Below are 5,813 nucleotides of genomic sequence, written 5' to 3'. Positions count from 1 at the left end.
CCCCCCCCCCCACAGACGGCCCCCCGCCCGCCCCGCCGCACCGTCAGGTCGATGTCCCGCAGGGCCGGGTGTCGTCCCGGACCGTAGGTGGCGGACACCTTCCGCAGACACAGGTCGAGAGGACCGGCCGGCAGGGGCGCCGGGAGAACCGGCGCGACGGACGGGGGAACCGACAGGAGGTCGGTGACGCGCCGGCACGCGGGCAGGGCGGTCGCCAGGTGACGGCCCACGACCGCCATCGGCAGGACCGTCTCCACGGCCACCAGCGAGGTGAGCGTCAGTGTCGCCGTCGTCACCGTTCCCTCGGCGCGGACGGCGAGCAGGACACCGAGCGCGGCCAGCGCCTGGACCACCGTCCCGACCGCGGTGGCGGCCGCGCCGACGCCCTCCTGCCCGCGCTCCAGCGCCGCGAGCCGTTCCGCCGCCCGCGCCGCCCGGGCCCTGGTGCGGTCCGTCGCCCCGAAGACCGCCAGGTCGTCGGCGCCTTCGCACAGGTCGAGAGCGGCCGCCGCCAGGTCCTCGCGCGCCGCGCCGATCCCCGTCCCGGACCGCCGGACCGCGCCGTGGACCGCGGCCGGCAGGGCGACCCCCGCGAGGAGGAGTCCCGCCGCCAGCACCGCGGCGGCCTCCCGGTCGACGGCCACGACGAGGCCGAGCCCCACCGCACCGGTCGCGGCGGCACCCGCCGTGGGCAGCAGACAGCGCAGCAGGAGGTCCTGGAAGGCGTCGACGTCGGACACCATGCGGGTCAGCGCGTCACCGCCCCGCACCGGCACTCGCCGCCGGACCAGCGCCTCGAAGACCCGCACCCTCAGCTCCGCCAGGACGCGCAGCGCGACGTCGTGCCCGGCCACCCTCTCGGCGTACCGGAAAACGCCCTTGAGGACCGCGCAGCCGCGCACGACCACGATCGCCAGTCCCAGGGCAGCGATCGACGGCTGCTCGGCCGCCCGCGCGATCATCCAGGCCGCCGCCCCGGCCAGGCCGAGGGCGCACGTCTCGGCCGCGGCCCCGGCCGCCGCGGCGGCCGCGAGCCGCACGGCGTGGCCGCGCCGTACGATGCCGGTCCGGCGCCCCGGGTCTTCACGCCGGTGGTCCACGGCTCGTGTCACGGGATCTTCCTTCCGTTCGTCGGAGCGTGCGCCGCCCGGTCCGGCGGGTGCACGCGGACGATGCGGTCCGCCAGGGCGAGGAGGGCCGGGCGGTGGGCGACCACCAGGGCGGTGCGCCCGGCGAGCAGGCTGCCGGAGCCTGCGAGGAGCGCGGCTTCCGAGGCCAGGTCGAGACGGGCGGTGGGTTCGTCGAGCAGCAGCAGGGGTGCGTCCTTGAGCACCGCGCGGGCCAGGGCCAGGCGCTGGCGCTGGCCGGCGGACAGCCCGGCGCCGCGGTCGCCGAGGACGGTCGCGTACCCGGCGGGGAGGGCCCGGACGAAGTCGTCGGCCCGGGCGGCACGGGCGGCGGCCCGCAGCTGCCGGTCGGTGGCGTCCGAGCGGCCCAGCCGGATGTTGTCGGCGACGGAGGTGGCGAAGAGGTGGGGGTGCTGGGGCACCCAGGCCAAGGACTCCCGCCACCGGTCCGGGTCGAGTTCGCGCAGGTCCCTGCCGTCGACGAGGATGCGGCCCTCGGACGGTTCGACGAGGCCGAGCAGCAGGCGCAGCACCGTGGTCTTGCCGGCCCCGCTCGGGCCGGCAAGAGCCACTCGTTCGCCGGGCCGGATCTCCAGCCCCAGCCCCGCCACGGCGGCCTCGGTGGCGCCGGGATAGCGGTAGGTGACGTCGTCGAAGACGATGTGCGGCCGCCCCGGGCGCCCCTCGGCGGTACGGGGCGGCACGCGCGGGGGCAGGTGGCCGCGGCGGGCAGGGACGGGCGCGGGCGTGTCGAGGACGGCGAAGACCTGTTCGGCGGCGGCCATTCCCTCGGCGCTCGCGTGGAAGCGCGCTCCCAGGGCCCGCAGGGGCAGGAACGCCTCCGGGGTGAGCAGCAGCACCAGCAGGGCGGTGCTCAGCACGAGGGAGCCGCCCAGGAGCCGGAGCCCGACCGGCACCGCGGTCAGCGCCACCGACAGCGCGGCCACCAGTTCCAGGACCAGCGAGGAGAGGAACGCCACCCGCAGCGCCCCGACGGTCGCCCGCCGGTGCTCGCCCGCCATGCCGGCCAGCACCTCGCTCTGGTGCCGGGTCCTGGCGTGGGCCCGCAGTGTGGGCAGGCCGGTGAGCACGTCGTGGAAGTGGGCGCCGAGCCGGTGCAGCACCGCCCACTGATGCCGGGTGAGCTCCGCCGTGCGCAGGCCCACCAGGGCGCCGAACACCGGGACGAGCGGCAATGTCAGTGCGACGACCAGGGCGGAGCGCCAGTCCGCGGCGGCCAGCCGGACCAGCACCACCAGCGGCGTGGCCGCGGCGGCGAACAGGGAGGGCAGGTAGCCGGTGAAGAAGGGGTCGAGGGCGTCCAGACCGCGGGTGACCAGGGTGACCCGGCTGCCGGCCGGCCCCGGGCGGGCCAGCAGCCGCGCGCGCAGGTCCGTCCTGACCTGCGCGGCGGTCCGGGCGGTGCGCGCCTGTACGGCCCAGGTCAGCGCGCCGCGCGCCACGGCGACCGCCGCCAGCCAGGGCAGCGGGCCCGCGTCGAGCCGCGCGACCGCACGGGCCAGCAGTTCGGCCTGCAGCACGATCAGCACGGCCTGCCCGAGCGCCGCGGCGGCGAGCGCGCCCCGCACCGGCCGCGGGACCATCCGCAGGAGCCGTCGTTCGGCGGCCTTCACAGGTACCCCGGCCCCGTCACCCGGTGCCGGAACGTCCACCAGGTCACTGCCTGCGCCGCGAGCAGGAACGGCAGCAGGGCGGCGACGAAGAGGGCCACGACGCGCACCGACTCCGGGCCGGCGAGGGCGTGCCCGGGGTCGAGCCTCGCCCCCGTCAGGAGGGCCGTCCCCGCCAGGGCGGCGGCGGTCAGCGGGTAGCTGCCGTACGCCCGGCGGAGCGGTGCGCCGGTCAGCCGCAGCCGGGCGAACCCGCCGCCGTGCAGCGCGAACAGTGCCGCCCCGAGCGGGGCGAGCAGCGGCGTGCCGGTGAGGACGTCGCTGCACACCGCGCCGAGGGCGAGCGCGAGGGCCACGCTCCCGGTGACGATCAGGGCGTCGCAGCCGGTGCGCCAGGCGGCCGCGTCCACCCGGCCACGCCACCACAGCCCCACGTCGCGCACGACCCACCCGACGAGCAGCAGGACGAACGCGCCCCTGTGCTCGTACAGCAGGATGTGCTCCAGGCCGGGGAAGGCGCCGGCCATCAGTCCGGCCGCGGCGACCAGCCACACCTCGTTGCCGAGGAAGAACGGGCCGATCGCGGCGAGGACCGTGCGCCGCTCCTCCTGGCCGCGGCCCAGCCACGGCAGCAGCATCCCGACGCCGATGTCCGCGCCGGCGAGTACCAGATGTCCGACGGTGAAGACCGCGAGCAGAGCGGTCGCGAGCGTTTCCATGACGGCGGCCTCAGAACGTGGGGGCGGGGAGCGGGGCGGGCTGCGCCGGCGGCGCGTCCGCGGGCGTGGGGCCGCGCCGTGCGTGCCGGGCCAGGAGCCAGAAGTTCACCCCGGCCAGCGCGGCGAACAGGGACACGAAGCAGACGAACGACAGCTGGGCCTGGCCGGCCGTCATCGGCGCCACGGCGTCCTCGGTCCGCAGGATCCCGGCCACCGCCCACGGCTGGCGGGCCAGTTCACGGCTGACCCAGCCGGCGACCGTCGCCAGGTAGGGCAGCGGTATCGCGGCGACGACGAGCAGGTGCAGGGTCCTGGCGCGCAGCAGCAGCGGTGTGACCGACGCCATGACCAGGAAGCCGATGCCGAACCAGAGCGTGACGAACCAGTCGAGCATCATGACGTTGCGGGCCGCCTCGGCCAGCGGCGGCGGATCGGTCACGACGCCCGGCGGCCCCTGGACGTAGGGGAACTGCAGCCCGCCGGAGGCGGCCGTCGGCAGCACGGCGACGATCACCGCGATCATGCCGATGCGGGCGGACCGCCGGAAGAACTCGACGTCCGGGTGCCGGCGGCGCAGGTGATAGGCGCTGACCCCGGCCATGAGGAATCCGGCGGTCGACAGCGCGGCGAACGCCACGTGCCAGAAACCGGTGACGGCGGCGGGGTTGGTGAGCAGCGCCCCGAAGTCGGTGAGGACCGCCTTCCCGTCGACCATGGTGTGGCCCACCGGGTGTTTCAGCCAGCCGTTGGTGACCATGATGAAGAAGGCCGACGCGTAGGCGGTCACCGCGACGACGACGAGCATCGCCAGGTGGACCCATTTGTCGAAGCGGTCCCAGCCGAAGATCCACAGGCCGAGGAACGTCGACTCGACGAAGAACGCGCCGACCGTCTCCAGAGCCAGCGGCACCCCGAAGACGTCACCGGTCGTCTCGGCCAGGCCTGTCCAGTTGAGCCCGAACTGGAACTCCATCACCAGTCCGGTGACGATGCCGAGCGCGTAGTTGATCACGTACAGGCGGCCCCAGAAGCTCACCATCCTGCGGTGCACCGCGCTGCCCGTCACCGTGGCCCGGAACTGCACGAGGACGAGCAGGGTGACCAGACCGAGGGTCAGGGCCACGAAGAGGAAATGCGTGCCGGCGGTCAGCGCGAACTGCAGCCGGGCGATGAGCAGCGGGTCGTCCATGGAGCCCATGGTCGGCCCGGTGCCGCGGCGGCCGCATCGGGCTGCGGATGCCACCTGGCCTGCGACTTTCGCGCAGACCGGGCTCCTCGCGTACATCCCGGGATGTACGCGAGCCCCCGAGGCGGCCGGGCTTCACCCGGGCCGGCTCACGTGGCTACCCGAGGCTGCCGCGCTTCACCCGGGCCCACCTACATGGCTACCCGAGCCAGCCGGGCCTCACCAGGCCCGTCTCGTAGGCGAGCACGACCAGCTGCGCGCGGTCCCGGACGCCCAGTTTGGCCAGCACGCGGCTCACGTGCGTCTTGGCGGTCGCATGGCTGATGACCAGGCGCGCGGCGATGTCCTCGTTGGACAGACCCCGCGCGACCAGCTGCAGCACCTCGCGCTCCCGGGCGGTGAGGGCGTCCAGCTCCAGCGCGGGTGGAGGAGCGCTGATCCGTCCGGCGAACTCGGCGATCAGCCGGCGCGTGATCGCCGGCGCCAGCAGGGCGTCCCCGCGCGCCACGACCCGCACCGCGTGGATCAGCTCGGCCGGTTCGGTGTCCTTCAGCAGGAAGCCGCCGGCTCCGCCCTTGATCGCCTCGTAGATGTGCTCGTCCACGTCGAACGTGGTCAGGATGACCACGCGCACGTCGGGGAGGCCCGGGTCCGTGACGATCCGGCGGGTGGCCTCCAGACCGTCGAGGACCGGCATGCGGATGTCCATCAGCACCACGTCGGGACGCTCGGCGGCGGCCAGCGCCACCGCTTCGGAGCCGTCCTTGGCCTCGCCGACGACCTGTATGTCGTCCTCACCCTCGAGGATGGACCGGAAGCCTGCCCGTACCAGCGTCTGGTCGTCGGCCAGCAGCACCCTGATCATGCGCGCAACGCTACTCGACGGGCAGCTCGGCCCGGACCCGGAAACCGTGCGGCCCCGGCTCCGCCGTGAGCGTTCCGCCGACGCCGGCCGCGCGCTCCCGCATGCCGCGCAGCCCGTTGCCCTCCACGAAGCCCCCGGCACCGCCGTGGCCGTCGTCGGTGACCTCGACGGTCAGCAGTCGCGGCGTGCGGGTGAGCCGCACGACGACCTCGGTGGCCCCCGAGTGGCGGACGCAGTTCGTCAGCGCCTCCTGGACGATCCGGTAGGCGGCGAGACCGGCGGGCG

At 75.3% G+C, this 5,813-nt stretch carries 5 protein-coding genes and 1 pseudogene; all 6 read right to left on the bottom strand.

Features of this window, described 5'->3' with window-relative positions:
- Positions 1-1,112, bottom strand: a pseudogene (locus ACOV8S_RS32150) (thiol reductant ABC exporter subunit CydC); the annotation flags it as partial.
- A complete protein-coding gene (cydD, locus tag ACOV8S_RS32145; RefSeq protein ID WP_448322089.1) occupies positions 1,109-2,800 on the bottom strand; it encodes a thiol reductant ABC exporter subunit CydD in 1,692 nt (563 codons plus the stop codon). The pseudogene ACOV8S_RS32150 and the gene cydD, both read right to left, overlap by 4 nt.
- Positions 2,758-3,477 carry a cytochrome d ubiquinol oxidase subunit II gene (locus tag ACOV8S_RS32140; RefSeq protein ID WP_448322087.1) on the bottom strand — a complete coding sequence of 240 codons (720 nt, stop codon included), beginning with the start codon at positions 3,475-3,477 and terminating at the stop codon, positions 2,758-2,760. The genes cydD and ACOV8S_RS32140 overlap by 43 nt, the downstream gene beginning before the upstream one ends.
- Positions 3,478-3,487: 10 nt before the next feature.
- The gene (locus ACOV8S_RS32135) at positions 3,488-4,666 is read right to left on the bottom strand and encodes a cytochrome ubiquinol oxidase subunit I (RefSeq protein ID WP_448322085.1); all 1,179 of its coding nucleotides are present in this window, start codon (positions 4,664-4,666) and stop codon (positions 3,488-3,490) included.
- 196 nt (positions 4,667-4,862) lie between these two features.
- Positions 4,863-5,528 carry a response regulator gene (locus ACOV8S_RS32130; protein ID WP_448322083.1) on the bottom strand — a complete coding sequence of 222 codons (666 nt, stop codon included), beginning with the start codon at positions 5,526-5,528 and terminating at the stop codon, positions 4,863-4,865.
- Positions 5,529-5,538: 10 nt separating this feature from the next.
- Positions 5,539-5,813, bottom strand: a 275-nt coding sequence (locus ACOV8S_RS32125) for a sensor histidine kinase (RefSeq protein WP_448322081.1), incomplete at its 5' end; no start/stop codon positions are given.

The sequence above is a fragment of the Streptomyces sp. CO7 genome, assembly GCF_053474865.1.
This window is presented reverse-complemented; position numbering and strand designations above follow the sequence as displayed.

What these genes read in the sequence shown, in the direction of transcription:
- ACOV8S_RS32140 (WP_448322087.1), bottom strand. Translation starts at nt 3,477, where the DNA reads ATGGAAACGCTCGCGACCGCTCTGCTCGCGGTCTTCACCGTCGGACAT.
- ACOV8S_RS32135 (WP_448322085.1), bottom strand. Translation starts at nt 4,666, where the DNA reads ATGGACGACCCGCTGCTCATCGCCCGGCTGCAGTTCGCGCTGACCGCC.
- ACOV8S_RS32130 (WP_448322083.1), bottom strand. Translation starts at nt 5,528, where the DNA reads ATGATCAGGGTGCTGCTGGCCGACGACCAGACGCTGGTACGGGCAGGC.